Source organism: Ramlibacter sp. 2FC (assembly GCF_005503345.1).
Lineage (GTDB): Bacteria > Pseudomonadota > Gammaproteobacteria > Burkholderiales > Burkholderiaceae_C > SCMQ01.
Window position 1 is genome coordinate 26,502 of sequence record NZ_SCMM01000005.1, and the last position, 22,238, is coordinate 48,739.

Annotated in this window: 24 protein-coding genes; 12 read left to right on the plus strand and 12 right to left on the minus strand. The window is 69.5% G+C overall.

The features are described from left to right. Positions 1 to 1,395, plus strand: coding sequence for a peptidylprolyl isomerase (locus FFS10_RS03760; RefSeq protein WP_137891625.1), 1,395 nt, complete (start codon positions 1 to 3; stop codon positions 1,393 to 1,395). A 10-nt stretch (positions 1,396 to 1,405) separates the two neighbouring features. Further along, a complete protein-coding gene (gene rsmA / locus FFS10_RS03765) occupies positions 1,406 to 2,170 on the plus strand; it encodes a 16S rRNA (adenine(1518)-N(6)/adenine(1519)-N(6))-dimethyltransferase RsmA (protein ID WP_137891627.1) in 765 nt (254 codons plus the stop codon). Positions 2,171 to 2,223: 53 nt separating this feature from the next. Here the strand turns inward: rsmA and FFS10_RS03770 are convergent, their stop codons facing one another. The 5 genes from FFS10_RS03770 to FFS10_RS03790 form a co-directional block, all read right to left on the minus strand. Continuing rightward, positions 2,224 to 2,430 (minus strand): hypothetical protein, encoded by a 207-nt coding sequence (locus FFS10_RS03770; RefSeq protein ID WP_137891629.1) that lies wholly within the window; start codon positions 2,428 to 2,430, stop codon positions 2,224 to 2,226. Further along, entirely contained in the window at positions 2,409 to 2,834 is a 426-nt protein-coding gene (locus FFS10_RS03775; RefSeq protein ID WP_137891630.1) for a barstar family protein, read from the minus strand. Before FFS10_RS03775 ends, FFS10_RS03770 begins: the two co-directional genes overlap by 22 nt. 44 nt (positions 2,835 to 2,878) lie before the next feature. Further along, positions 2,879 to 3,283 carry a guanyl-specific ribonuclease gene (locus FFS10_RS03780; protein WP_137891774.1) on the minus strand — a complete coding sequence of 135 codons (405 nt, stop codon included), beginning with the start codon at positions 3,281 to 3,283 and terminating at the stop codon, positions 2,879 to 2,881. Between the two features lie 165 nt (positions 3,284 to 3,448). Then, on the minus strand, positions 3,449 to 5,755 hold the full coding sequence (locus FFS10_RS03785; protein WP_137891633.1) for an NADP-dependent malic enzyme: 2,307 nt from the start codon (positions 5,753 to 5,755) through the stop codon (positions 3,449 to 3,451). Positions 5,756 to 5,975: 220 nt separating this feature from the next. Beyond that, positions 5,976 to 6,530 (minus strand): lipid-binding SYLF domain-containing protein, encoded by a 555-nt coding sequence (locus tag FFS10_RS03790; protein ID WP_137891635.1) that lies wholly within the window; start codon positions 6,528 to 6,530, stop codon positions 5,976 to 5,978. A gap of 202 nt (positions 6,531 to 6,732) precedes the next feature. Here FFS10_RS03790 and FFS10_RS03795 point away from each other — a divergent pair, with 202 nt between their 5' ends. From FFS10_RS03795 to FFS10_RS03810, 4 genes are read left to right on the plus strand one after another with little or no spacing between them, the layout of a single operon-like run. Next, positions 6,733 to 7,971, plus strand: coding sequence for a 3-methyl-2-oxobutanoate dehydrogenase (2-methylpropanoyl-transferring) subunit alpha (locus FFS10_RS03795; RefSeq protein WP_137891637.1), 1,239 nt, complete (start codon positions 6,733 to 6,735; stop codon positions 7,969 to 7,971). Positions 7,972 to 7,982: 11 nt separating this feature from the next. Continuing rightward, the gene (locus FFS10_RS03800) at positions 7,983 to 8,987 is read left to right on the plus strand and encodes an alpha-ketoacid dehydrogenase subunit beta (protein ID WP_137891776.1); all 1,005 of its coding nucleotides are present in this window, start codon (positions 7,983 to 7,985) and stop codon (positions 8,985 to 8,987) included. Continuing rightward, a complete protein-coding gene (locus FFS10_RS03805; RefSeq protein ID WP_137891779.1) occupies positions 8,987 to 10,285 on the plus strand; it encodes a dihydrolipoamide acetyltransferase family protein in 1,299 nt (432 codons plus the stop codon). Before FFS10_RS03800 ends, FFS10_RS03805 begins: the two co-directional genes overlap by 1 nt. Positions 10,286 to 10,305: 20 nt before the next feature. Then, entirely contained in the window at positions 10,306 to 10,512 is a 207-nt protein-coding gene (locus FFS10_RS03810) for a dodecin (protein ID WP_137891640.1), read from the plus strand. A 69-nt stretch (positions 10,513 to 10,581) separates the two neighbouring features. On the opposite strand, the gene FFS10_RS03815 is transcribed toward FFS10_RS03810, so the two are convergent. From FFS10_RS03815 to FFS10_RS23360, 7 genes are all read right to left on the minus strand, one after another. After that, the gene (locus FFS10_RS03815) at positions 10,582 to 11,061 is read right to left on the minus strand and encodes an aminoacyl-tRNA deacylase (protein ID WP_137891643.1); all 480 of its coding nucleotides are present in this window, start codon (positions 11,059 to 11,061) and stop codon (positions 10,582 to 10,584) included. Between the two features lie 146 nt (positions 11,062 to 11,207). Continuing rightward, positions 11,208 to 11,663, minus strand: a complete 456-nt coding sequence (locus FFS10_RS03820; protein WP_249931155.1) for an acyl-CoA thioesterase — start codon at positions 11,661 to 11,663, stop codon at positions 11,208 to 11,210. After that, positions 11,660 to 12,436, minus strand: coding sequence for an SDR family NAD(P)-dependent oxidoreductase (locus FFS10_RS03825; protein ID WP_137891645.1), 777 nt, complete (start codon positions 12,434 to 12,436; stop codon positions 11,660 to 11,662). Before FFS10_RS03825 ends, FFS10_RS03820 begins: the two co-directional genes overlap by 4 nt. Continuing rightward, positions 12,436 to 14,793, minus strand: a complete 2,358-nt coding sequence (locus FFS10_RS03830; RefSeq protein ID WP_137891648.1) for a bifunctional salicylyl-CoA 5-hydroxylase/oxidoreductase — start codon at positions 14,791 to 14,793, stop codon at positions 12,436 to 12,438. Before FFS10_RS03830 ends, FFS10_RS03825 begins: the two co-directional genes overlap by 1 nt. 165 nt (positions 14,794 to 14,958) lie before the next feature. Next, a complete protein-coding gene (locus FFS10_RS03835; protein WP_137891650.1) occupies positions 14,959 to 15,123 on the minus strand; it encodes a rubredoxin in 165 nt (54 codons plus the stop codon). A 63-nt stretch (positions 15,124 to 15,186) separates the two neighbouring features. Then, a complete protein-coding gene (locus FFS10_RS03840) occupies positions 15,187 to 15,555 on the minus strand; it encodes a ferritin family protein (protein WP_249931156.1) in 369 nt (122 codons plus the stop codon). 8 nt (positions 15,556 to 15,563) lie between these two features. Then, positions 15,564 to 15,722, minus strand: a complete 159-nt coding sequence (locus tag FFS10_RS23360) for a hypothetical protein (RefSeq protein WP_249931157.1) — start codon at positions 15,720 to 15,722, stop codon at positions 15,564 to 15,566. Positions 15,723 to 16,060: 338 nt separating this feature from the next. Here FFS10_RS23360 and FFS10_RS03845 point away from each other — a divergent pair, with 338 nt between their 5' ends. The 6 genes from FFS10_RS03845 to alkB all read left to right on the plus strand — a co-directional run bounded on the left by FFS10_RS03845 (position 16,061) and on the right by alkB (position 22,233). Next, the gene (locus tag FFS10_RS03845; protein WP_137891652.1) at positions 16,061 to 17,395 is read left to right on the plus strand and encodes an MFS transporter; all 1,335 of its coding nucleotides are present in this window, start codon (positions 16,061 to 16,063) and stop codon (positions 17,393 to 17,395) included. Positions 17,396 to 17,413: 18 nt separating this feature from the next. Next, on the plus strand, positions 17,414 to 18,142 hold the full coding sequence (locus tag FFS10_RS03850) for a maleate cis-trans isomerase family protein (RefSeq protein ID WP_137891654.1): 729 nt from the start codon (positions 17,414 to 17,416) through the stop codon (positions 18,140 to 18,142). Between the two features lie 22 nt (positions 18,143 to 18,164). Next, positions 18,165 to 19,616, plus strand: a complete 1,452-nt coding sequence (gene hydA, locus FFS10_RS03855; RefSeq protein WP_137891656.1) for a dihydropyrimidinase — start codon at positions 18,165 to 18,167, stop codon at positions 19,614 to 19,616. A gap of 82 nt (positions 19,617 to 19,698) precedes the next feature. Then, positions 19,699 to 20,406: a GntR family transcriptional regulator gene (locus FFS10_RS03860; RefSeq protein ID WP_137891658.1), complete on the plus strand. Its 708-nt coding sequence runs from the start codon at positions 19,699 to 19,701 to the stop codon at positions 20,404 to 20,406. Positions 20,407 to 20,488: 82 nt separating this feature from the next. Further along, positions 20,489 to 21,601 (plus strand): bifunctional DNA-binding transcriptional regulator/O6-methylguanine-DNA methyltransferase Ada, encoded by a 1,113-nt coding sequence (gene ada / locus FFS10_RS03865; RefSeq protein WP_137891660.1) that lies wholly within the window; start codon positions 20,489 to 20,491, stop codon positions 21,599 to 21,601. A gap of 29 nt (positions 21,602 to 21,630) precedes the next feature. Further along, the gene (gene alkB / locus FFS10_RS03870; protein WP_137891783.1) at positions 21,631 to 22,233 is read left to right on the plus strand and encodes a DNA oxidative demethylase AlkB; all 603 of its coding nucleotides are present in this window, start codon (positions 21,631 to 21,633) and stop codon (positions 22,231 to 22,233) included. Positions 22,234 to 22,238 lie beyond the last annotated feature (5 nt).

Genomic DNA, 22,238 nt, shown 5'->3' on the forward strand with positions numbered 1-22,238 from the left:
ATGAATTCACGTTCCCTCCTCGCGCCGCGCCCCCTCCTGGGTCTGCTGGCCGTGCTCGCCCTGCTCGCCGGGCCGGGCGCCCAGGCCCAGGCCTTGCGCGCGCCCGGCCGCGCGGGCGGCCTGGCCCTGCCGGCGGCCCCGGCGGCAACGACGGCGCAGAGCCAGGCCGATTACATCGTGGCCGTGGTCAACACCGAGCCCATCACCAACCAGGAGCTGCGCGCCCGTGTGGCGCGCGTGCAGCGCCAGCTGGCCCAGCAGGGCGGCACGCAGCCGGGGCGCGAGGCGCTGGCGCGCCAGGTGCTCGAGCAGCTGATCGTCGAGAAGGCCCAGCTGCAGCTGGCGCGCGAAACCGGCCTGCGCGTGGACGACGCGGCGCTGGACGAGGCCGAGCAGAGCGTGGCGGTGCAGAACCAGATCGATCGCGCCGAGTTGCGCAGGCGCCTGGCGCAGGACGGCGTGCCACTGGCCCAGTTCCGCGAGGAACTGCGCAACCAGCTGCTGCTGGCGCGGCTGCGCGAGCGCGAGGTCGACGCGCGCGTGCGCATAGGCGAGCCCGAGCTGGACCAGTTCATCCGCAGCCAGGCCAGCGACGCCCCGGCCGCCGCGGTGGAGCTCAACCTGGCCATGCTGCTGGTGGCCGTGCCCGAGAACGGCACGCCGGCCCAGGTCGAGGCCTTGCGCCAGCGCGCCCAGGGCCTGGCCGATCGCGCGCGTGCCGGCGCGGATTTCGGCGCCCTGGTGCGCGAGTTCTCGGACGCCAAGGACCGCGCGCCCGAGGGCGGCCAGATGGGCCTGCGCAGCGTCGACCGCTATCCCACGCTGTTCGTCGAGGCGACCCAGGCGCTGCGTCCCGGCGAGATCGCCGGGCCGGTGCGCTCGGGCGCGGGCTTTCACGTGCTCAAGCTGATCGAGAAGCGCCAGGCCAGCCAGCCCTCGATGACGGTGGCCCAGACCCGTGCCCGCCACATCCTGCTGCGCCCCAGCGCCTCGCTCGGCGAGTCGGCCGCGCGCGCGCGCCTGGCCGACTACAAGCGCCGCATCGAGGCGCGCCAGGCCGACTTCGCCGCGCTCGCGCGCGAGCATTCGCAGGACGGCAGCGCGCGCGAGGGCGGCGAGCTCGGCTGGGCCAGCCCGGGCCAGTTCGTGCCCGAGTTCGAGGAGGCGATGGACAAGCTCGCGCCCGGCCAGATCAGCGAGCCGCTGGTGTCGCGCTTCGGCGTGCACCTGATCCAGGTGCTGGAGCGCCGCCAGTCCAGCCTGGGCCCGCGTGAGCAGCGCGAGCTGGCGCGCCGCATGCTGCGCGAGAAGAAGCTGGACGAGGCCTACGTCAACTGGGTGCAGGAGCTGCGCGCCCGCGCCTACGTCGAGTTCCGCGAGCAGCCGGCGCCCTGACCGAGAGTTTGTGAAACACATCCCCCGCAAGCGTTTCGGCCAGCATTTCCTGGCCGACCTGAGCATCATCGACGCCATCGTGCGCGAGATCGCGCCGCGTCCCGGACAGGCCATGGTCGAGATCGGCCCGGGCCTGGCGGCGCTGACCCAGCCCCTGGTCGAGCGCCTGGGGCATCTCACCGTGGTCGAGCTCGACCGCGACCTGGCCGCGCGCCTGCGCGCCCACCCGCAGCTCACGGTGGTCGAGTCGGACGTGCTCAAGGTCGACTTCACGGCGCTGGCGCGCGAGGCTGGCGCTCCCAAAGTCAGAATTGTCGGCAACCTGCCCTACAACATCTCGACGCCCATCCTGTTCCACCTGCTCGAGCATGTGGCGGTGGTCGAGGACCAGCATTTCATGCTGCAGAAGGAAGTGATAGACCGCATGGTGGCCGCGCCCGCGACGGCCGACTATGGCCGCCTGTCGGTGATGCTGCAGTGGCGCTACGCGATGGAAAACGTGCTGTTCGTGCCGCCCGGGAGCTTCGACCCGCCGCCGCGCGTGGACAGCGCCGTGGTGCGCATGCTGCCGCTGGCCGATCCGGCGCCGGTCGACCAGGCGCGGCTGGAAGTCCTGGTCCAGGTCGCTTTCAGCCAGCGGCGCAAGCTGCTGCGCCACACCCTGGGCCCCTGGCTGCAGACCCAGGGCTTCGCCGGCGACTTCGACCTGCAGCGGCGCGCTGAAGAGGTGCCGGTGGCGGAGTACCTGGCCTTGGTCCAGGCCTTGCCGGCCTGACAAAGAAAAAGGCCCGTCGCAAGGACGGGCCCGGGGTCTGGGGCGGCCTGCGCTCAGGCGGCGGCCAGCCAGTATCCGGCGTTGAAGGGGCTGCTCATGCGCAGCGCCAGCGGCGACACGTCGACCAGTTTGTCGGTCGGCATCTTCTCGCCATTTTCGGTGGTCAGCTCGATGCCGCTGACGGCATCGCTGTTAGCCTCGTTCGCCCGTTCTGCTTGGCTGGTTTGTGCAGAACGGGCTACAGAAAAGAATAGAAGCATCGGAAGGGTATCTTCCGGTCTCCCCAGTAATCGGCCGCGTCGCGGAAGATGTCGAGCAGCTGCTCGCGCGCTTCCTTGTCGAATTTGGCGTTGGCCGGGATCTGCTCGAGCACGACGATGAAGCCGGGCTGCGGGCCCGACTTGTGCAGCGGGTCGGTCATGCAGTCGTACAGCGCGTCGAAGTTCTTGCCGAAGTGCGACGGGAAGGTGAACTGCTGGGCGATCATGTCCAGCACGTCCTGCTTGCTCTGGGCGTTGGCCAGGTTGGCGTACAGGAAATGGTGGCCCAGCCCCTGAGCGGCTTCATGCAGGTCACTCACGCGGAAGGCGCGGATCGACTGCACGATGTTGGTTCGCACCCCTTTCAACGGGGTGTCGGTGTCTTTACGAAGTGGCGTATCCATCTCCGTGGCTCTTTCTCGTAGGTCAAAAAACTCTCGCCGCATCGTCACTCGACGATGCGGCTGAAACTGGCGTAATGGTCGCTCGTGTAATAACAGGCGTCCGGCGTGCGCGCCGGACCGCCACACACGATGCGGCGGGCCCCGCGGTCGCGGGAGCCGGGTGTTTTCACGGTGTATTCGCGGTAATAGCCGCGCTGCCTGGAGGGCAGCAGGCGCTCCCGGTTGCCGAACACGGTGCCGTCCTTGCTGTACGGGAAAGGCCCGCCCGCATGGATCAGCCGGTAAGTCTCACGTCCCTGGGGCGGCAGCGCGGCCACCACCACGGTGGCCGAATCGGCCGCTGTCAGAGGCTGGCGGGCCTGAACTCCAAAGGAGCCTGTCAGGCTGGCCAGCAGCAGCACACTTGCGAGCAAGGACTTACTTTTTAGACTTGTTGCGGCTCGCAACATAAACACACCTTCAAAAAACCCCGGGTAAACCCGAAATTTCAAGGCGCTAGTGTGACCGAACTGGCTGCAAAAAGCAAGCGGCCGCCCGATTCACGGGCAGCCGCCAGGGGCCGGGTTCAGCGTCCCGGCAACGAAAGTGAGTGTGTGCTCGCTGCGCTTTTTGGCTTACCTCGCCGCGTTGGCGTCCGCCACGGTCAGCGCGGTCATGTTGACGATACGGCGCACGGTGGCGCTGGCCGTCAGGATATGGACCGGTTTGGCCGCGCCCAGCAGCACCGGGCCGATGGCGATGTTGCCGCCGGCGGCGGTCTTGAGCAGGTTGTAGGAGATGTTGGCTGCGTCGATGTTGGGCAGCACCAGCAGGTTGGCGTCGCCGTTCAGCGTGCTGCTGGGCATCATGGCGCGGCGCGCCGCCCCGTCCAGGGCCACGTCGCCGTGCATCTCGCCGTCGACTTCCAGCCAGGGCGCCTGGGCCTGGAGCAGCTCCAGCACCCGGCGCATCTTGAGCGCGCTGGGCTGGCTGGACGAGCCGAAGTTGGAATGGCTGAGCAGGGCGCACTTGGGCTTGATGCCGAAACGCATCATCTCCTCGGCCGCCATCACCGTGATCTCGGCCAGCTGCTCGGCCGTGGGATCGTAGTTGACATGGGTGTCGACCAGGAACACCTGGCGGCCCGGCAGCATCAGCGCGTTCATGCAGGCGTAGGTGTTGACGCCCGCGCGCTTGCCTATCACCTGGTCGATGTAGTTCAGGTGCATGGGGTTGGTGCCCCAGGTGCCGCAGATCAGGCCGTCCACGTCGCCCTTGTGCAGCAGCATGGCGCCGATCAGCGACAGGCGGCGGCGCATCTCGATCTTGGCGAGCGGCATGGTGATGCCCTTGCGCTCGGTCATGCGGTGGTAGGTCTGCCAGAAATCGCGGTAGCGCTCGTCGTGCTCGACGTTGACCACGTCGTAGTCGCTGCCCTCCTTCAGGCGCAGGCCGAACTTCTCGATGCGCTGGGCGATGATGGCGGGGCGGCCGATCAGCGTGGGACGCGCGATGCCCTCGTCGACCACGATCTGGGCGGCGCGCAGCACGCGCTCCTCCTCGCCCTCCGAGTAGGCCACGCGGTTGCGCAGGGCCCGCTTGGCGGCCTGAAAGATCGGCTTCATCGCCGTGCCCGAGGCGTAGACGAAGGTCTGCAGCTTCTCGCAATAGGCGTCCAGGTCCGCGATCGGGCGCAGCGCCACGCCGCTCTCGGCCGCCGCACGGGCCACGGCCGGCGCGATCTTCATCATCAGGCGCGGGTCGAAGGGCTTGGGGATCAGGTACTCGGGACCGAAGGCCAGCTGCTCGCCGGCGTAGGCCGCCGCCACCACCTCGCTCTGCTCGGCCTGGGCCAGCTCGGCGATGGCGTGCACGGCCGCGATCTCCATCTCCACCGTGATCGTGGTCGCGCCCGAGTCGAGCGCGCCGCGGAAGATGTAGGGGAAGCACAGGACGTTGTTGACCTGGTTCGGGTAGTCGGTGCGCCCGGTGGCCATGACCGCGTCGTCGCGCACCGCCTTGACGTCCTCCGGCATGATTTCCGGATTCGGGTTGGCCAGCGCCAGGATCAGCGGGCGGGCCGCCATCTTCTTGACCATCTGGGGCTTGAGCACGCCGCCGGCCGACAGGCCGAGGAACACGTCGGCGCCCTCGATGACCTCGGACAGGCTGCGCGCCGAGGTCTTCTGCGCGAACTGGACCTTGTCCTCGTCCATCAGCTCGGTGCGGCCCTCGTAGACCACGCCCGCCAGGTCGGTGACCCAGATGTTCTCGCGCGGGATGCCCAGCTTGACCAGCAGGCCCAGGCAGGCCAGCGCCGCCGCGCCCGCGCCCGAGGTCACGAGCTTGATCTTGGACGGGTCCTTGCCCACCACCTTGAGGCCGTTGAGTATGGCCGCGCCGACCACGATGGCCGTGCCGTGCTGGTCGTCGTGGAAGACCGGGATCTTCATGCGCTCGCGCAGCTTGCGCTCGATGTAGAAGCAGTCCGGCGCCTTGATGTCCTCGAGGTTGATGCCGCCGAAGGTGGGCTCGAGCGAGGCGATGATCTCGACCAGCTTGTCCGGGTCCTTCTCGTTGATCTCGATGTCGAACACGTCGATGCCCGAGAACTTCTTGAACAGCACGCCCTTGCCTTCCATGACCGGCTTGCCGGCCAGGGGGCCGATGTCGCCCAGGCCCAGCACGGCCGTGCCGTTGGTCACCACGCCGACCAGGTTGCCGCGGCTGGTGTACTTGAAGGCCGTGTTCGGGTCCTTGACGATCTCCTCGCAGGGCGCCGCCACGCCGGGTGAATAGGCCAGCGCCAGGTCGCGCTGGTTCATCAGCTGCTTGGTCGCGGCGATCGCGATCTTGCCGGGGGTGGGAAACTCGTGGTATTTGAGCGCGGCATCGCGCAGATCGGCGCGCTTGTCTTCGGGATTCACCTTGGCGGTGGACATTCAGGATCTCCTGCAGGGACGGCGGCTGGCCGGGGGCCGGCCGTGTCAGCTCTTGTAAGGGAATCGGATTGTAGACCTCGCGCTCCATCCTCCGTAGTTCGCAATTCTGCGTAGTCGGGTGGTTCGGTTTTGACTTCTGGGTAAAAGTGCGCCGGTCCCCGGGGCCGGTGTGAAAAGCGCGAGGGGCCGGCAGCGACGGTCCGCCGCCTCGCAAGCCCTTTCAGTTCAGCGCCTCGTCCTTCCAGTACTTGGAGCCCTTGACCGTGGCCTGCAGCGCCAGGCCGGTGCGGGTGATCTGGTAGACGCGTATGCCGTCGACCAGCAGCTCGCCGCCCACGGCCGCGCCCTGGCCGGCCGCCTTGGCCGCGGCGTCGGCGTGGCCGCCGAACTCCCAGCCGCGGCTGACGAAACGCTCCATGGTCGCGCGGTCGCGGAACACGAACACGGCGCGGAAGTCCTTGAGGCCCAGTCCCAGGCCTATGCCGGCCTCGGCCATCTTCATGTAGGTCTGGCGGCCGCTCTGGTTGTCCTGGACCACGCCGCGGCCGCCGCTGAAGCTGGCCAGGACCACGTTGACGTTGGCGTTGCTGAACACGGCATAGCCGGGCGCTGCCTCGATCTCGGCCTTGGCCGGCGGGTGGATGCGGTAGAGCTCGGCCAGCACCTCGTCGCGCATGGCCAGCACGGCGGCGCGCTGCTCCTGGGGCGAGCGGCCGATCGCGCAGGCCGGCAGCAGCAGCGATAGACTCAGGGCCAGGGCGGTGCGTCGTTCCATGAGGGGACCTCCTGCAGGGCAGCCGGTGGCGCCCACCGCGCATCCTGCGCCCAAGCTGGCGCAAGATCAAGGGGTGCTCGATGGCCTGCACAGCGCCCGCGAAATCCGCTAGCATGGTCTGCAAGGGGTGGCCTGCAGCGCCACCGCCCGCGCTGCACGCAGCGACCCGGCGCGAGACGAGATCGAGCGAGGAAGGACGCGTATGAGCCAGCATCAGCCGCTACGTCTTCATGTGCCCGAGCCGACCGGGCGCCCCGGCCACGCCACCGATTTTTCCTATCTGCACCTCTCGCCCGCCGGCCAGGCGCGCCGCCCGCCGGTGGACGTGGCGCCGGCCGACACCAGCGACCTGGCCTACGCCCTGGTGCGCGTGCTCGACGACCAGGGCCGCGCGGTCGGCCCCTGGGCGCCGCAGGTCGACCTGGCCTTGCTGCGCCGCGGCCTGCGCGCCATGATGAAGACGCGCGTCTACGACGCGCGCATGCTGATCGCCCAGCGCCAGAAGAAGATCTCGTTCTACATGCAATGCCTGGGCGAGGAGGCCATCGCCACCGCGCATGCGCTGGCCTTGCAGCCCGGCGACATGTGCTTTCCCACCTACCGCCAGCAGGGCCTGCTGCTGGTGCGCGACGACATCGACCTGGTCGAAATGATCTGCCAGTTGATGTCCAACGAGCGCGACCCGATCAAGGGCCGGCAGCTGCCGGTGCTCTACTCGTACAAGCGCGCGGGCTTCTTCACGATCTCGGGCAACTTGGCCACGCAGTTCATACAGGCCGTGGGCTGGGCCATGGCCTCGGCGATCAAGGGCGACACGAAAATCGCCTCGGCCTGGATAGGCGACGGCTCCACGGCCGAGTCCGACTTCCACACCGCGCTGACCTTCGCCCATGTCTACCGCGCGCCGGTGATCCTCAACGTGGTCAACAACCAGTGGGCGATCTCGAGCTTCCAGGCCATCGCCGGCGGCGAGGCCACGACCTTTGCCGCGCGCGGCGTGGGTTGCGGCATCGCCTCGCTGCGCGTGGACGGCAACGACTTCCTCGCCGTCTACGCGGCCTCTTGCTGGGCGGCCGAACGCGCGCGCAGCAACCTGGGGCCGACGCTGATCGAATGGGTCAGCTACCGCGCCGGCGCGCACTCGACCTCGGACGACCCCTCGCGCTACCGCCCGGCCGACGACTGGGCGCATTTCCCGCTCGGCGACCCGATCGCGCGCCTGAAGGCGCACCTGATAGCCCTGGGCGCCTGGACCGAGGCCGAGCACGAGGCCACGCAAAAGGAGCTGGAGGCCCAGCTCGCCGCCGCGCAGAAGGAGGCCGAGCGCTACGGCATGCTGACCGACGGCCATATCCCCAGCGCGGCCTCGATGTTCGAGGACGTCTACAAGGAGCTGCCCGAGCATCTGCGCCGGCAGCGCCAGGAACTTCTCGGAGCCTGATCGTGGCCGCGATGACCATGATCCAGGCCCTGCGTTCGGCCATGGACGTGATGCTGGCGCGCGACGACAACGTCATCGTCTACGGCCAGGACGTGGGCTACTTCGGCGGCGTGTTCCGCTGCACCGAGGGCCTGCAGGCCAAGTACGGCTCCTCGCGCGTGTTCGACGCGCCTATCTCCGAGGGCGGCATCGTCGGCTCGGCCATAGGCATGGGCGCCTACGGCCTCAGGCCCGTGGTCGAGGTGCAGTTCGCCGACTACTTCTACCCGGCCTACGACCAGATCGTGTCCGAGGCGGCGCGCCTGCGCTACCGCTCGGCGGGCGACTTCAGCGCCCCCATCACCATACGCATGCCCTGCGGCGGCGGCATCTACGGCGGGCAGACGCACAGCCAGAGCCCCGAGGCCCTGTTCACCCATGTCTGCGGCATACGCACCGTGATGCCCAGCAACCCCTACGACGCCAAGGGCCTGCTGATCGCCTGCATAGAGAACGACGACCCGGTGATCTTCCTCGAGCCCAAGCGCCTGTACAACGGGCCCTTCGACGGCCACCACGAGAAGCCCGTGGTGCCCTGGTCCAGCCACCCCACGAGCGAGGTGCCGGAGGGGCACTACACCGTGCCGCTGGAGTCGGCCGCCGTGTTCCGTGCCGGCCGGGACCTCACGGTGCTGACCTACGGCACCATGGTCTGGGTGTCCGAGTGCGCCGCCCGGGAGAGCGGCATAGACGCCGAGATCATCGACCTGCGCAGCCTGTGGCCGCTGGACCTGCCCACCCTGGTCGACTCGGTGAAGAAGACCGGCCGCTGCGTCGTGGTGCACGAGGCCACGCGCACCAGCGGCTTTGGCGCCGAGCTGGCCGCGCTGGTGCAGGAGCATTGCTTCTACCACCTGGAGGCGCCGATCGAGCGCGTGGCCGGCTGGGACACGCCCTACCCGCATGCCCAGGAATGGGCTTACTTCCCGGGCCCGGACCGCGTCGCGCGGGCCATGCGCCGCGTCATGGAGGCATGATGGGTGTGCATGTCATCAAGATGCCGGACATAGGCGAGGGCATTGCCGAGGTGGAGCTGGTGGCCTGGCATGTGCGGCCCGGCGCCGTGGTGGCCGAGGACCAGGTGCTGGCCGACGTCATGACCGACAAGGCCACGGTGGAGATTCCTTCGCCGGTGGCGGGCCGGGTGCTGGCCCTGGGCGGCGAGGTCGGGCAGGTCCTGGCCGTGGGGGCCGAGCTGATACGCATCGAGGTCGAGGGCGCGGGCAACCTCGCCGCGCCGCCGCCGGCCGCGGCGGTGGCCGTGGCGCCTCCGCCCCCACCACCCCCTTCACCGGCCTGGCCCGCGGCGCCGGCCCCGCAGGCCGCCGCCCAGTCCAGGCCAGAGCCGCCAGCCGCTGCCGTACCGCCGCCCGGCAACGAGCGGCCCATCGCCTCGCCGGCCGTGCGCCGCCGCGCCTGGGAGCTCGGCATCGACCTGGCCCAGGTGCGCGCCACCGGCACGGCGGGGCGCATCGTGCAGGCCGACCTCGACGCCCATGTGGCCAGCGGGGCACCGCGGCTGTCGGCGGGGGGCGCGGCCGGCGCGCGGCTGCAGCCGCGCGAGGGCGAAGAGGCGGTGCGCGTGATCGGCCTGCGGCGCAAGATCGCGCAGAAGATGCAGGAGGCCAAGCGCCGCATTCCGCATTTCACCTATGTCGAGGAGGTGGACGTGACCGAGCTGGAGGCGCTGCGCGCGCGCCTGAACGGCCGCTCGGGCGCCCGGCGCCCGCACCTGACCCTGCTGCCCTTTCTGATGCGCGCCATGGTGCTCGCGGTCGAGCGCTTTCCCGACTTCAACGCACGCTTCGACGACGAGGCCGGCGTGCTCACGCGGCACCGCGCGGTGCACATCGGCATCGCGACCCAGACCGAGGCCGGCCTGCTGGTGCCCGTGCTGCGCCATGCCGAGGCGCTGGACCTGTGGGCCAGCGCGGCCGAGGTCGCGCGCCTGGCCGAGGCCGCGCGCAGCGGCAAGGTGGTGCGGGCCGAGCTCTCGGGCTCGACCATCACGCTGACCAGCCTCGGCGCCCTGGGCGGCCTGGTCGCCACGCCGGTGATCAACCACCCCGAGGTGGCCATCGTGGGCGTCAACCGCATGGTCGAGCGGCCCGTGCTGCGCGCCGGTGTCTGGGTGCCGCGCCTGCTGATGAACCTGTCCTGCTCCTTCGATCACCGCGTGATCGACGGCCTGCACGCGGCCGAGTTCGTGCAGGCCCTGCGCGGCCACCTCGAATGTCCGGCGACCCTGTTCATGGAGCAGGGCGATTTTCTGTAAGTCAACAAGAGGAGAGCTTCATGAGCAACCATGTCTACAAGCAGATCGAACTGACCGGCTCGTCCAGCGTCGGCATAGAGGACGCGGTCAGCCACGCGATTGCCAAGGCGCACGAGTCGCTGCGCAACATCCAGTGGTTTGCCGTCACCGAGACGCGCGGCCACGTGGTCGACGGCAAGGTCGCGCACTGGCAGGTGACGATCAAGGTCGGCTTCACCCTCGAATAGGGCCGAACGAAGAAGCCGCCCCCGACCTTGCGGCCGGGGGCGGCTTGCTGTCCACCTATGACGCCCGAATCAATGCATCGGGACTCTGGAGATGCGAGCGTGCCGTTGTCCATCCATCAACGCATGGAAGTCGTCGTGGGACAAGCGCAGCAGCCGTTCATGGTCGCCGGCTTCCACGTAGACAACGTCGTTCTCCTCAAGTTCATCGTCGACGACGGTCTCGATGCCCCAGGCCATTCCGACCGAGGGCACGGCACCGCGATCGCAGTCACCGAACAGTGCCACGATCCGTTCTTCGTCGGCCAACCTCAGCTCCTTGCGTCCCAGCAGGCGCGCAAGCTCACCCACCATCACGCTTCTATCGGCGGGGATCACGGCCATCACACAACCGCTCTCGTCTTCGAGGATCACCGACTTGGCCAGCAGGCTGGGCATCACGTTGGCTGTTCGCGCGGTCTCCGCGCTGCTGCGGCTGTACGCATGTGTACAGACCTCGTAGCGTGCGCCGCGTTCGTCGAGGTAGCTGGAAAGATATCTGGAAACTGACATGACAGCCTCCTGTTGAAAATCCATGAGCCGAAACCCATGGGCCCTACCACCACGGCGTCCTTGACACCGGGTCCATTTTCAATTTAGACGCAGTTCCGCCGCTTTTCCAGAAACCCGGCAGACATCAGGGTTGCCGCGGCGCGGCTTCAGGCCGGCAGGCCGTGGCGGCGCGCGATGGCCTCGCGCAGGTCGGCCGGAATCGGGATGGCGCCATGGCTGTCCAGCGAGGTGGTGACCAGGGTCTGGCGCACTGCCATGCGCAACTCGCCTTCGGCGCTCTCGCAGCGCAGCGCCAGCACCAGGGAGCGCTGGCCCAGGCGTTCCACGGCCAGCGACAGCGCCACCGCGTCGCCCATGCGGCTGACGGCGCGGAAGTCGGCCTCCAGCCGCACCGTCGGCAGGCCGATGCGGCGCTCGCCGATCAGGCGTGCGAAGCCCAGGCCCAGGGCCTCGTCGACCCAGGCCTCGAGCAGGTCGTTGAGCAGCACGAAGTACTGCGGGTAGAACACGATGCCGGCCGGATCGCATTCGGAGAAGCGGATGCGGTGCGCGCGCCGGAACACCGCGCGGTCCGCGGGCTGGGGCAGGCTGTCCGTGCTCACATGAGCTCGCCGCCGCAGACCGCGATGGCCTGGCCGGTGACGGCGCCCGCGCCATCGCCGCACAGCCAGGCCACGGCGTCGGCCACCTCGTCCGGCTGCACCAGGCGGCCCTGCGGATTGCCGGCCGTGAACTGGGCGCGCGCGGCCTCGGCGCTGCGCCCGGTCTTGGCCACCACCTTGGCGATGCTCTCGGTCAGGATGTCGGTGTCGGTGTAGCCGGGGCAGACCGCGTTGACGGTGATGCCCTTTTTCGCCAGCTCCAGCGCCAGCGATCGCGTGAGGCCGATCACACCGTGCTTGGCCGCGCAGTAGGCCGACACATAGGCATAGCCCTTGAGGCCCGCCGTGCTCGCGACGTTGACGATGCGGCCCCAGCCGGCCTCCAGCATCTGCGGCAGGGCGGCCTGGGCGCACAGGAAGCTGCCCGTCAGGTTGACGGCCAGCATGCGCTGCCAGAGCTCGAGCGAGGTGCCGGCGAAGGGCGCGCTCTCGGCCTGGCCGGCGTTGTTCACCAGCACGGTGACGGGCCCGAAGCGCTCGCGCGCCTGGGCGAAGGCGGCCTGCACCGCGGCCGGGTCGGCCACGTCCGCCGCCAGCGCCTGGACCTCGCCGGGCAGCTCGGCGGCCAGGGCCTGCAGGCCCTCCAGCCTGCGCCCGACCAGGGTCAGGCGCGCGCCTTGTTCGGCCAGGGCGCGCGCGATCGCGGCGCCTATGCCGCGCGCCGCGCCGGTGACCAGGGCGTGGCGGCCGCTCAGGGGCATGGGATTCGCCATCAGACCCCCTGCGCGCGGTTGGCCTGCTCCAGCGGCGACAGGCCCACGGCCTGGGCCGCCATCGCGCGCTCGCGCTCGAGGTTGCGCTCGAGCTGCTGCTTGGCGGCGCGGTACTGGCGAGGCCAGGCCAGGTCGAGGTAGCCGATCTTGGCCGCCTCCATCAGCGTCCAGGCCGGGTTCGCCAGGTGCGGGCGCGCCACGGCGCAGAGGTCGGCGCGGCCGGCGGCGATGATGCTGTTCACATGGTCCGCCTCGGAGATCGCGCCCACGGCGATGGTGGCGATGCCGGCCTCGTTGCGCACGCGGTCGGCGAACGGGGTCTGGAACATGCGTCCGTAGACCGGCTGCTCCTTCTTGCTGACCTGGCCCGACGAGCAGTCGATCAGGTCGGCGCCCGCGGCCTTGAAGGCCTTGGCGATCTGCACCGCGTCGTCGGGCGTGATGCCGCCCTCGACCCAGTCGTGCGCCGAGATACGCACCGACATCGGCTTGTGCTGCGGCCAGACCTCGCGCACGGCGTGGAACACCTCGAGCGGATAGCGCAGCCGGTTTTCCAGCGGGCCGCCGTAGTCGTCGGTGCGCTGGTTGGTCAGCGGCGAGATGAAGCTGGACAGCAGGTAGCCGTGGGCGCAGTGCAGTTCCAGCCAGTCGAAGCCGGCCTCGTCGGCCCAGCGCGCGCTGTGCACGAAGTCGGCCTGCACGCGCTCCATGTCGGCGCGCGTCATGGCGTGCGACCACTGGCTCACGCCATCCAGGTATTGCTGCGGCGAGGCCGAGAGCAGTGGCCAGGCGCCCTCGTCCAGCGGCTGGTCTATGCCCTCCCAGGCCGGGCGGGTCGCGCCCTTGGCGCCGGCATGGCCGAGCTGCAGCGCGATCTTGGCATCGCTGTTGGCATGCACGAAGTCGACGATGCGCTTCCAGCCGTCGCGCTGCCCGGTGTGCCACAGGCCGGGGCAGCCGGGCGTGATGCGCGCATCGGGCGAGACGCAGGTCATCTCGGCCATCACCAGGCCCGCGCCGCCCATGGCGCGCGCGCCCAGGTGCACCAGGTGGTAGTCGGCCGCCAGGCCGTCGACGCAGGAGTACTGCGCCATCGGCGAGACCATGACGCGGTTCTTGAGCGTGAGGCCGCGCACCGTGAAGGGCGTGAACATGGGCGGGATGGCCGCGGCGCTGGGCGCGCGCTGCGCGCCGGCGCGCTCGGCGATCCAGTCCTCGTAGCGTTCCACGTAGTCCTTGTCGCGCAGGCGCAGGTTCTCGTGGCTGATGCGCTGGCTGCGCGTGAGCAGCGAGTAGGCGAACTGCTCGGGCGGCAGGCCGGCGTAGCGCGTCACGTTCTCGAACCACTCGGTCGAGTTGCGCGCCGCGTTCTGGATGCGCAGCACCTCGACGCTGCGCACCGCCTCGTAGTCCGCGAGCGCCGCGGCCAGCTCGCCCGGGTGCCGGGCGATGCAGCGCGCCAGTTCGATCGCGTCTTCGAGCGCCAGCTTGGTGCCCGAGCCGATAGAGAAATGCGCGGTGTGGGCCGCGTCGCCCATCAGCACCACCGGCGCCCGCCCGTTGTGGTGCACCCAGGTCCTGCAGACCACGCGCGGGAACTTGATCCACTGCGCCGAGCCGCGCAGGTGCGAGGCGTTGGACATCAGCGCATGGCCGTCCAGGTGCTTGGCGAACAGCTGCTCGCAGAAGGCGATCGCCTCCTCCTTCTCCATCTTGTCCAGGCCGGCCTTGAGCCAGACCTCCTCGGGCGCCTCGACGATGAAGGTGGAGGTCTGATCGTCGAAGCGGTAGGCATGGGCCTGGAACCAGCCGTGCTCGGTCTGCTCGAAGGCGAAGGTGAAGGCGTCGAACAGCTTGCGCGTGCCCAGCCAGACGAAGCGGCAGCGCCGCGTGTCGATGTCGGGCTGGTAGGTCGCCGCGTACTTCGTGCGGATGCGGCTGTTCAGGCCGTCGCTGGCGATCACGAGGTCGGCGTCGGGGTACTGCTCGTCGCTCTGCACGTCGGTCTCGAACACCAGCTTGACGCCCAGCTCCTCGCAGCGCGCCTGCAGGATGTTGAGCAGGCGCTTGCGGCCTATGCCGCAGAAGCCGTGGCCGCCCGAGCGCAGCTTGTGGCCGCGGATGTTCACCTCGATGTCGTCCCAGTGGCTGAAGGCGTCGAGGATCTGCGTGGCCGTCCTGGGGTCGGCCTGGCGCAGGTGGCCCAGGGTCTGGTCGGAGAACACCACGCCCCAGCCGAAGGTGTCGTAGGGCTTGTTGCGCTCGACCACGGTGATGTCGTGCGACGGGTCCTGCTGCTTCATCAGCAGGGCAAAGTAGAGGCCGGCGGGGCCGCCGCCGATGCAGACGATGTTCATGCGTTTTCCTCGATCACAGGGTCATTGAGCCGCCCCGGCTGGAGGCGGTGGGACGAGGAAAGATTACACATAAATAGTTTAGATGTCAAATATATATCGCTCCCGGGTTTTCCCTGGGCGCGGCGCCGAGGTCTTGACGGCCACCGGCATGGAGGCCGGGCGGGCTCAGATCTCGACGACTTCGAAGTCCGCCTTGGCCACACCGCAATCCGGGCAGGCCCAGCCCTCGGGAACTTGGGCCCAGGCCGTGCCGGGCGCGATGCCGTCCTCGGGGCGGCCGGCGGCCTCGTCGTAGACAAAGCCGCACACGATGCAGATGTAGGTTTTCATGGGTCTTCCTTTGCAGATGAAGGGTTCGATGAAGAGGGTGTCGCCCGGACGCCTGGACCGGCCTCAGGCCGCGACCTGGGCCAGCTGGTCCTGGTAGTGGCGGGCGTGGCGCTCCTCGACCTTGGCCAGCGCGGCGAAGCGCTTGCGGGCTTTCTCCAGCGTGGCGCGGAACTGCGCGGCATGCTCGCGGGACTCGGCGATCTGCTCGTCCATCTCGGCCACGGCGGCCCAATGGCCCTCGGCTTCGGCGGTGGCGCGAAAGCCCGGGTACATCTCGCTGTATTCGTAGGTCTCGCCGTCTATCGCGATCTGCAGCGCCTTGGCCGGCGTCATGGTGGCCCGGGGGTAGAGCAGGTCCAGGTGGCCGAAGGCGTGCATGACCTCCTGGTCGGCGGTGGCCTCGAAGGCGCGCGCCGTGTCCTCGTCGCCCATCTCGCGCGCTAGGGCCTAGCTCGCGCTGTTTTCGCACTGGCAAAAACAGCGTGAACAGGCCCTGGCTTGGCGAAATAGCGGTACTTGATGTGGGCCATGGACTCGCCGGCGAAGGCAGCCTCGAGGTTGGCCAAGGTCTTGATCTCGGGGCGTTGCGGCTTGCTCATGGGAACTCCAGTCGTGGGGCGGTGGGTAAATCGATTGATGTCTTCAATCGCGGCAGGGGAAATGGTAGAAAATTTCAATTAAATTTGCCAATTGATGATTGCTAATCAATTGATGAAAACTATTTTTTGCCACATGACTCGACCCAGGGAAAGCCCTGAAATTAATTGTCAACAACGTTGTTGACATAGTTGTCTGAGTATTTCTATACTGCCCTCATGTTGTCGAGGATCCGGGGCGTTGCGCGCACGCCTGCCGCTCCACGGCTGCACAATGGGCCGGAACGGCGGGGCATCCCAGGCGAACCGGCGCGCCACATCCACATCGCGAGACATCGACCATGAGCCTCTCAACCACCGTTCACGCCGGGGCGGCACCGCACTCCCAGAGCGAGATCGACACCACCTACCGCAAGATCACCTGGCGGCTGATCCCCTTCCTGGCCTTCCTCTGGCTGCTGGCCTGGATCGACCGTGTCAACGTCGGCTACGTCAAGCTGACCATGCTCGACGAGCTCAAGTGGAGCGAGTCGGTCTACGGCCTGGGCGCCGGCATCTTCTTCCTCGGCTACTTCTTCTTCGAGATCCCGAGCAACCTGATGCTGCAGAAGATCGGCGCCAAGAAGACCCTGATGCGCATCACCATCGGCTGGGGCGCGACCTGCATCGCGATGATGTTCGCCAAGACCCCCGAGGTGTTCTACGCGCTGCGCTTCCTGATGGGCGCGTTCGAGGCCGGCTTCCTGCCCGGCGTGATCGTCTACCTGACCTACTGGTTCCCGAGCGGACGCCGGGCCAAGGTGCTGAGCCTGATCACCGCCGCCTCGGCGCTGTCCAGCGTGGTCGGCGGCCCGCTGGCCGGCAACATCCTGAACCTGATGGGCGGCGTGGGCGGCCTGTCGAGCTGGCAATGGGTGTTCCTGATCGAGGGCACGCCCACCGTGCTGGCCGGCGTCTTCACCTACTTCTACCTGACCGACCGCCCGCAGGAAGCCAATTGGCTGAGCGCACGCGAGAAGCAACTGGTCGCCGCCGAGCTCGAGCGTGACCACCAGGCCTTGGGCCACCGCGAGCACAGCGTGTTCGCCGCGCTCAAGGATGCGCGCCTGTGGCTGTTCGTGCTGATCTATTTCAGCATCGTCGCCGCCAACGCCACGCTGAACTTCTACGGCCCCAGCATCGTCAAGGAGCTGGGCTACACCAACCCCGCCACCATAGGTTGGATCATGTCGGGCGCCTTCCTGCTCGGCGCGGTGGCGCAGATCGCCAACGGCTCGCATTCGGACCGCCAGCAGGAGGTGCGCTGGCATTGCGCCGGCGCGGCCCTGCTGGGCGTGATCGGCATGCTGATCGTGGCCATCTCGCTGGGCCGCAGCCCGGCCCTGGTGCTGACCGGCCTGGTGATCGCCGTCATCGGCACCAGCAGCGCCTTCCCGGTGTTCTGGCAGATGCCCAACCGCCTGCTCAGCGGCGCCGCCGCGGCCGTGGGCGTTGCGCTGATCAACTCGATCGCCAACCTCGCCGGCTTCGGCTCGCCCTTCATGCTGGCCGAGGTCAAGGCCGCCACCGGCGGCCTGAGCCCGGGCCTGTTCGTGATCGCCGCGGTCGAGCTGCTGGCCGTGCTGCTGATCCTCTGGTTCGTGCCCAAGCACCCCAAGGCGCGCAAGGCCGCCTGAACCCAAGAAAGACCCACCATGAGCCAACGCAAACTCATCGGCGTGCTGACGCCGTCCTCCAACACCGCGCTGGAGCCGCTGACCAGCGCCATGGTCGGCAGCCTGCCGGGTGTCTCGGCGCATTTCTCGCGCTTCACCGTGACCGAGATCTCGATGCGCGACCAGTCGCTGAACCAGTTCGACGACAGCAAGATCCTCGAGGCGGCGCGCCTGCTGGCCGACGCCCGGGTCGACGTGATCTGCTGGAGCGGCACCTCGGCCAGCTGGCTGGGCTTCGAGCGCGACCGCCAGCTGTGCGCGCGCATCACCGAGGCCACCGGCATACCGGCCACCACCTCGGTGCTGGCGCTCAACGAGATCCTGGCCGCGCAGGGCGCGCGCAGCCTGGGCCTGGTCTCGCCCTATGTCGAGGAGGTGCAGCGCCTGATCATGGCCAACTACGCGGGCATAGGCGTGCCCTGCGTGTCCGAGCAGCACCTGAGCATCACGGTCAACTACGACTTCGGCGAGGTCGAGCCCGAGACCCTGCGCCGCATGCTGCGCGAAGCGGCCCAGGCGCGGCCCGAGGCCATGACCATCATGTGCACCAACCTGCGCGGCGCGCAGCTGGTCGACGAGATGGAGCGCGAGCTCGGCATCCCGATCTACGACTCGGTGGCCACCGTGGTCTGGCGCGCGCTCAAGACCGTGGGCGTGGACCCGCGCGAGCTCAAGGGCTGGGGCCGGCTGTTCCAGGAAGTGGCTTGAGCCGGGGTTCGGAAGCAGCAGCATGAGTTTTCCCGCCTTTGACCTGGTGGTGCGCCACGCCCGCGTGGCCACCGCCAGCGACACCTTCGAGGCCGATCTCGGCATACGCGACGGCCGCATCGTGCAGATCGGCACCCAGCTGCCCGCCGGCGCGCGCGAGATCGACGCGGCCGGCCGCGTCGTCACCCCCGGCGGCGTCGACGCCCATTGCCACCTGGACCAGCCCATGGCTCCGCCGGTGCGCATGGCCGACGACTTCGACAGCGGCACCCGCGCCGCCGCCTGCGGCGGCACCACCACCGTCATCCCCTTCGCCGCCCAGGAAAAGGGCCAGTCGCTGCGCGCCGCCGTCGCCGACTACCACCGCCGCGCCGAGGGCCGCGCCCATGTGGACTACGCCTTCCACCTGATCGTCAGCGACCCCACGCCCCAGGTCCTGGGCGAGGAATTGCCCGCCCTGATCCGCGAGGGCTACAGCTCGTTCAAGATCTACATGACCTACGACGAGCTCAAGCTCGACGACGGCCAGATCCTCGATGTGCTGGCCGTCGCGCGCCAGCACGGCGCCATGGCCATGGTCCATGCCGAGAACGCCGACTGCATCGCCTGGCTGACCAAAAAGCTCGAGGCCGCCGGCCAGACCGCGCCGCGCTTTCATGGCCTGAGCCGCCCCATGCTGGTCGAGCGCGAGGCCACCCACCGTGCCATCGCCCTGGCCGAGCTCGTGGACACGCCCATCCTGGTCGTCCATGTCTCGGGACGCGAGGCCGTCGAGCAGATCCGCTGGGCGCGCGCCCAGGGCCTCAAGGTCTTCGCCGAGACCTGCCCCCAGTACCTGTTCCTCTCCGCCGAGGATCTCGGCATAGACAACAGCTACCTGGGCGCGCGCTGCGTCTGCAGCCCGCCGCCGCGCGACAAGGCCAACCAGCAGGTGATCTGGGACGGGCTGGCCGACGGCCTGTTCACCGTCTTCTCCTCCGACCACGCGCCCTTCAACTACGACAGCCCCGAGGGCAAGAAGCCCGGCGGCCAGGAGGTGGCCTTCCGCCACATCCCCAACGGCATCCCCGGCATAGAGACCCGCATGGCGCTCTTGTACTCCGAGGGCGTGCTGGGCGGGCGCATCACCTTGAACCGCTTCGTCGAGCTCACCGCCACCAACCCGGCCAAGGCCTATGGCCTGCACCCGAGGAAGGGCACCATCGCCGTGGGGGCCGACGCCGACCTGGTGGTCTGGGACGAGGGCGAGCGCGTCATACGCAACGCCGATCTACACCACGCGGTGGACCACACGCCCTACGAGGGCCAGCGCCTGCGTGCCTGGCCGGGCCTGACGATCGCGCGCGGCGAGGTCGTCTGGGACGGCCAGGACTTCCGGCCGCCGTCCCGGCCCGGGCAGTTCCTGGCCTGCGGCGCGCCCACGCTGCTGCCGCGCGTGGCAGCCCTGCCGGCGCGAACGGGCACGGATGGCTAGAATGCGGCCTTGCCTTCAGGCGCCCCGTGGGCGCCAGCGGTGACCGGCCCCGGCCACCGCGCGGCAAGCCTGTTTCTGCCAAATGCCACCAAAAAACACAGCAGCGCTCAGCAAGGCCGCCCCGGCGCGGGAAAAGACCGTCGAGGAAATCGTCGAGAAGGTGTATACGGCGATCCAGGAGCACCGCCTGGCGCCGGGCACCAAGCTCGGCGAGGACCGCCTGGCCACCATCTTCAGCACCAGCCGCGCCCGCATCCGCGAGGTGCTGGCCCGGCTGGCCAACGAGCGCGTGGTCGACCTGTTCCCGCAGCGCGGCGCCTTCGTCGCCAAGCCCACGGTGGAGCAGGCCTACGACGTGTTCGAGGCGCGGCGCCTGATCGAGCCCGGCATCATCAAGCGTCTGGTCGAGCGCCTGGACGCGACCATGCTGGCGCGGCTGCGCGAGCACCAGCGCAAGGAGGTCGAGGCCCGGCGCATGGACGACAAGCGCGCCATCGTGCGCCTGTCGGGCGAGTTCCACCTGCTGCTGGCCGAGCTGGCCGGCAACACCGCCCTGGTGCGCAGCATGCGCGAGCTGTCCACCGTCACCTGCCTGATCATCTTCCTGTACGACGCGCCGACGGCGACCAGCTGCCGGGCCGACGACCACGACCACATCGTCGACGCGATCGCGGCCAAGGACTTGGCCAAGGCCCAGGCCCTGATGCTGCACCACCTGGACGACATCGAGCGCAGCCTCAAGCTCGAGGGCGCGCCCATCGAGGCCGACCTCGAGGCCATCTTCCAGTAGCGCTGAGCGCGCCGCCCTCGGCTCGAATTTGAAAGCAAGCCGCGGAGTGCGAAGACGCGGCGCTGCGGCTAAATTTCCTTTCATGCAGCCCCTGCGACGAAAGGAAGACGCCGTGACCCGTTCCGCCTCCCAGCCGGCCGACCCCGCGGCCGCGACCTTGCGCGACCCGCGCTGGGCCGCGGTGCTGGCGCGCGATGCGCAGGCCGACGGCCGCTTCGTCTACTCGGTGCGCAGCACCGGCGTGTACTGTCGGCCCTCCTGCCCCTCGCGCCACGCCCGGCCCGAGAACGTGCGCTTTCACGCCAGCTGCGCCGAGGCCGAGCAGGCGGGCTTCCGGCCCTGCCTGCGCTGCCGGCCCCAGGAGGCCGCGCTGCCCGAACGCCACGCGGCCCTGGTGGCCCGGGCCTGCCGCCTGATCGCGGCCAGCGAACAGGCGCTGCCACTGGCGGAGCTGGCCCGGCAGCTGGACCTGAGCCCGCATCACCTGCACCGATTGTTCAAGCAGCACACCGGCCTCACGCCGCGCGCCTGGGCGCAGGCCGCGCGCGCGCAGAGGCTGCGCGAGGCGTTGGCGCGCGGCGCGCCGGTGACCGAGGCGCTGTACGAGGCCGGCTACGGCGGCAGCAGCCGCCTCTACGAGCAGGCCGACCAGGTCCTGGGCATGACGCCGGGGCGCTATCGTGCCGGCGGCGCGGGCAGCGAGGTCCGCTTCGCGCTCGGCCAATGCTCGCTGGGCGCCATCCTGGTGGCCGGCAGCGAACGGGGCATCTGCGCCATCGCGCTGGGTGACGAGCCCGAGCCCCTGCTGCGCGAGCTGCAGGACCGCTTCCCCAGGGCGACCCTGGTCGGCGGCGACGCGGGTTTCGAGCAATGGGTGGCCCGGGTGGTCGGCCTGGTCGAGGCGCCGGCCCTGGGCCTGGACCTGCCGCTGGACCTGCGCGGCACGGCCTTCCAGCAGCGCGTGTGGCAGGCGCTGCGCGAGATCCCGCCGGGCCAGACCTGCAGCTACACCGAGCTCGCGCAGCGCCTGGGCGCGCCGCGCGCCGTGCGCGCCGTGGCCGGCGCCTGCGCCGCCAACCCACTGGCCGTGGCCATTCCCTGCCACCGCGTGGTGCGCAGCGACGGCGGCCTGTCGGGCTACCGCTGGGGCGTGGCGCGCAAGGCCGCCTTGCTGGCGCGCGAGGCCAGCGCGTGACGCAGGCCTTGTTCGACCTGGGGCCGACCATGCTCGGGCCGGGCGCGGTCCTGCTGCCGGGTTTCGCGCTGGATGATGCGCCAGCGCTGCTGGCCGAGGTGGAGGCGATCACGGCGCAGGCGCCGCTACGCCAGATGCTGACGCCGGGCGGCCAGACCATGTCGGTGGCCATGAGCAACTGCGGCGCGCTGGGCTGGGTCAGCGACCGCCGCGGCTACCGTTACGACCCGCTCGACCCCGACAGCGGCCGCCCCTGGCCTGCCATGCCGCCGCTGCTGCTGCGCCTGGCGCAGGCGGCGGCCAGGGAGGCGGGCTTTGCGGATTTCCAGCCCGACGCCTGCCTGGTCAACCGCTACCGGCCCGGCGACCGACTCTCGCTGCACCAGGACCGCAACGAGCGCGACTTCGGCAGGCCCATCGTCTCGGTCTCGCTGGGCCTGCCGGCCGTCTTCCTCTGGGGCGGGCTGCGCCGCGCCGACCGGCCGCGGCGCCTGCCGCTCGCGCATGGCGACGTGGTGGTCTGGGGCGGGCCCTCGCGCCTGGTCTACCACGGCGTGCTGCCGCTGGCCGAGGGCAGCCATCCGCTGACGGGCGCCGAGCGCATCAACCTGACCCTGCGCCGGGCCGGTTGACTCAT

Bases quoted from the DNA above. Each gene is read 5' to 3' on its own strand.
- FFS10_RS03760 (WP_137891625.1), top strand. From the start codon at position 1: ATGAATTCACGTTCCCTCCTCGCGCCGCGCCCCCTCCTGGGTCTGCTG.
- FFS10_RS03770 (WP_137891629.1), bottom strand. From the start codon at position 2,430: ATGCTTCTATTCTTTTCTGTAGCCCGTTCTGCACAAACCAGCCAAGCA.
- FFS10_RS03775 (WP_137891630.1), bottom strand. From the start codon at position 2,834: ATGGATACGCCACTTCGTAAAGACACCGACACCCCGTTGAAAGGGGTG.
- FFS10_RS03780 (WP_137891774.1), bottom strand. From the start codon at position 3,283: ATGTTGCGAGCCGCAACAAGTCTAAAAAGTAAGTCCTTGCTCGCAAGT.
- FFS10_RS03785 (WP_137891633.1), bottom strand. From the start codon at position 5,755: ATGTCCACCGCCAAGGTGAATCCCGAAGACAAGCGCGCCGATCTGCGC.
- FFS10_RS03790 (WP_137891635.1), bottom strand. From the start codon at position 6,530: ATGGAACGACGCACCGCCCTGGCCCTGAGTCTATCGCTGCTGCTGCCG.
- FFS10_RS03795 (WP_137891637.1), top strand. From the start codon at position 6,733: ATGAGCCAGCATCAGCCGCTACGTCTTCATGTGCCCGAGCCGACCGGG.
- FFS10_RS03800 (WP_137891776.1), top strand. From the start codon at position 7,983: ATGACCATGATCCAGGCCCTGCGTTCGGCCATGGACGTGATGCTGGCG.
- FFS10_RS03805 (WP_137891779.1), top strand. From the start codon at position 8,987: ATGGGTGTGCATGTCATCAAGATGCCGGACATAGGCGAGGGCATTGCC.
- FFS10_RS03810 (WP_137891640.1), top strand. From the start codon at position 10,306: ATGAGCAACCATGTCTACAAGCAGATCGAACTGACCGGCTCGTCCAGC.
- FFS10_RS03815 (WP_137891643.1), bottom strand. From the start codon at position 11,061: ATGTCAGTTTCCAGATATCTTTCCAGCTACCTCGACGAACGCGGCGCA.
- FFS10_RS03825 (WP_137891645.1), bottom strand. From the start codon at position 12,436: ATGGCGAATCCCATGCCCCTGAGCGGCCGCCACGCCCTGGTCACCGGC.
- FFS10_RS03830 (WP_137891648.1), bottom strand. From the start codon at position 14,793: ATGAACATCGTCTGCATCGGCGGCGGCCCCGCCGGCCTCTACTTTGCC.
- FFS10_RS03835 (WP_137891650.1), bottom strand. From the start codon at position 15,123: ATGAAAACCTACATCTGCATCGTGTGCGGCTTTGTCTACGACGAGGCC.
- FFS10_RS03840 (WP_249931156.1), bottom strand. From the start codon at position 15,555: ATGGGCGACGAGGACACGGCGCGCGCCTTCGAGGCCACCGCCGACCAG.
- FFS10_RS23360 (WP_249931157.1), bottom strand. From the start codon at position 15,722: ATGAGCAAGCCGCAACGCCCCGAGATCAAGACCTTGGCCAACCTCGAG.
- FFS10_RS03845 (WP_137891652.1), top strand. From the start codon at position 16,061: ATGAGCCTCTCAACCACCGTTCACGCCGGGGCGGCACCGCACTCCCAG.
- FFS10_RS03850 (WP_137891654.1), top strand. From the start codon at position 17,414: ATGAGCCAACGCAAACTCATCGGCGTGCTGACGCCGTCCTCCAACACC.
- hydA (WP_137891656.1), top strand. From the start codon at position 18,165: ATGAGTTTTCCCGCCTTTGACCTGGTGGTGCGCCACGCCCGCGTGGCC.
- FFS10_RS03860 (WP_137891658.1), top strand. From the start codon at position 19,699: ATGCCACCAAAAAACACAGCAGCGCTCAGCAAGGCCGCCCCGGCGCGG.
- ada (WP_137891660.1), top strand. From the start codon at position 20,489: ATGCAGCCCCTGCGACGAAAGGAAGACGCCGTGACCCGTTCCGCCTCC.
- alkB (WP_137891783.1), top strand. From the start codon at position 21,631: ATGCTCGGGCCGGGCGCGGTCCTGCTGCCGGGTTTCGCGCTGGATGAT.